Annotated in this window: 3 protein-coding genes; all 3 read right to left on the bottom strand. The window is 38.0% G+C overall.

Annotated elements, in window-relative coordinates; all coding sequences use genetic code 11:
• Positions 1–230: NADPH-dependent FMN reductase (locus AC1DRF_RS22575; RefSeq protein WP_477741742.1), on the bottom strand; the 230-nt coding region annotated here is incomplete at its 3' end.
• A gap of 139 nt (positions 231–369) precedes the next feature.
• Positions 370–1008 carry a response regulator gene (locus AC1DRF_RS22570; protein ID WP_427076462.1) on the bottom strand — a complete coding sequence of 213 codons (639 nt, stop codon included), beginning with the start codon at positions 1006–1008 and terminating at the stop codon, positions 370–372.
• 15 nt (positions 1009–1023) lie between these two features.
• Entirely contained in the window at positions 1024–2142 is a 1119-nt protein-coding gene (locus AC1DRF_RS22565) for a GAF domain-containing sensor histidine kinase (RefSeq protein ID WP_427076461.1), read from the bottom strand.
• Positions 2143–2599 lie beyond the last annotated feature (457 nt).

Raw genomic sequence — 2599 nt, 5'->3', positions numbered from 1 at the left:
GCTCCGTGGTACTCGGGCGTCGCAAGTAAAATACCATCCGCTTTTTCTATTTTTTCAATTAGCTCTTGTACTTCTTCTGTTTCATACTGATGAGGTTCACCTGTGAATATAGGAAGCGATAATTGGCTTAAATCTAAAAAAGCACTTTGATAGCTTTTGTGAAGCTCTCTCGTCACTTGTGTTGTTCGACCTGTTTCTCTGGGACTTCCATTGATAATAAGTATGTTCATGCTTATCTACTCCTCTGTCGTTTGGTTATATGTATATTATAGGGATGGTTGAACTTTTTTTCGTCATGCTATTGGMAGAAAGAAAGCTACCGATATAGACGGAGAAGCACAGAGAAAAACCTACAACTAAAGTCGTAGGTTAGGAAATGCCATGCTGCACAGCATATAGAGCTGCTTGCGTGCGGTCTTGAACCCCAAGCTTGGATAAAATATTAGATACATGTGTTTTTACTGTTTTTTCTGTAATATGTAAGGCAGCACCGATTTCTTTGTTGCTTTTACCTTTTGCAATTTCTTTTAATACGTCTTTTTCTCGTTTCGTTAAGTGGTCAATAAAATTGACTTTCTTTTCGCTGCTTTTGGTTAACCTTGTTAGCAAGTGGGTGGTGACTTTTGGATGAAGCTGATTTTCTCCATTCATTAGCTTTCGAATAGCGGCTACAAGTTCATCGGGGTCACTTTCTTTTAGCTGATAGCCTGAAGCTCCAGCTTCTAATGCCGGTATCACATGGTCTTGATCCGAAAAGCTTGTTAAAATCATGACTTGTATATGCGGTGCTTGTTTTTTTAATTCTTTTGTTGCTTCGATTCCATCGAGAATCGGCATCGATAAATCCATTAAAACAATGTGTGGTTCTAGGGATGCCGCTAACTTTAAAGCTTCCTCTCCATTAGAAGCTTCTCCTACAATTTCTAAGTCTGGCTGCGTCTGTAAGAAAAAGACAAGTCCTTTTCGGACAACGTGGTGATCATCTGCGATTAGAATCTTTATTTTCATATGCGCTCCTTTCTGTTATGAAAGAGGAATAGATACTTCCACAACCGTTCCGTTTCCTATGCTGCTTGTAACAGATAGATTGCCATTTAATCTGTTTATTCGCTCCTGCATGGTTTTTAACCCAATCGTCGGCAATTCTGCTGAAGCGCTATATATAAATCCATTGCCGCTATCTTGAATTTTCATAATTACTTGTTCTTTGCTTATATTTACGTTTAAATGTACCTCTGCTGTACCCGCATGCTTTCGGCAATTATTAAAAGCTTCTTGCCCGACTCTCCACAGTGTCTCTTCAATCACAGCAGGCAAAACAGACACTCCTTTAATTTGTTCTTTTACGTTAAGCCCTAGCATTTGACCATAGCTTTTTAACGCACTGACAATGCCGTTTTCTAAACCTTGAGGACGAAGCTGCCAAATTAATGCTTTCATTTCCACTTGAGCATGCTGAGCGGTTTCTTGGATTAAGGAAAAAGTCTCTTTTAACTGTACATCTTTTGCTAAGCTGCTTCCGGCTTTGGCTGTGACATTAATCGAAAACAACAGCTGATTAACAGAATCGTGAAGATCTTTGGCCAGTCTGTTTCTTTCTTCAATAAGTTTTACTTCCTGCTGAGATTGAGTCAGCTTAATCCGCTTGATAGCCGTGCCAATTTGAAGAGCGACAGAGCCTAATAAATCAAGCTCTCGCTGTTCAAAATGAATTTTATGAGGGGCAGCTACATTTAATAATCCAAAGCGCTCATCCCCTGCTTGTAAAGGAACCGTTGCGTGATGAGTAATGTCGTGTGTATCTCCCCACTCATGAATGACGGAATCTTCAAGTCTCTTGCACTCCATAATATTAGACGCTTTTTGAAGCCGGCCATCCATATACCGATCAACACACCAGCAGCTTCCGTTACACATAGGCTGAGCGGTTTTGTTTAATAAAGCCGGCGGCAAATGCTGAGCGGCAATCATCTCATGTTTTCCATTTTCGTCAATAAAAAAGATCCATCCTGTTTCTAAATCTGTTATTTGCAGCAGTTTTAAAAGAGCATCGTGAAGCATTGTATGTAAATTAGTACCTTCATTTAAAATCTCGGCAATGTCTTTTAAAATCTTAAGCTCTGAAATATGATCTTTTTCCATAGCCTCTCTCCTATATGATGTATTTTCCATTTTTTATTTTATCACAATTAAAGACGATTCCGGCTCATAGGACGTTATTTTTAAGGTGTTTCCGCTTAGGTATGCAAGAGTTTTTGACATCAATAATAAAAATCCCAAAAAGTATGTCAGGTAGTTTAACAAGTAGCTAGAGTCTTTACGTAAAACGAACTATACTACAGATAATTCACGTAAGAAAAGAAAAAACGAAAGGAAATGAGAAGAAAAAAATATTAAAATTAATACGTTGAAAACGCTTCCAAATATGAAGGCATAGTGCTATTATATAATTATTAACAGAATAGGGATGTGAGAAAGATGAATAAATTATTTTTAGAAGAGTTACGATACATTATCTTGTGTGAAGTGCCTATGACAAAGTACCGAGTAGAGCAGCTTCAAGACAAATTTGATCAAAGCCCATACTTAATTAATGAAC

The organism is Priestia sp. P5_B4, assembly GCF_056400385.1.
The sequence above is the reverse complement of the archived record's forward strand: the minus strand, read 5'-3'. Positions and strand labels throughout refer to the sequence as shown.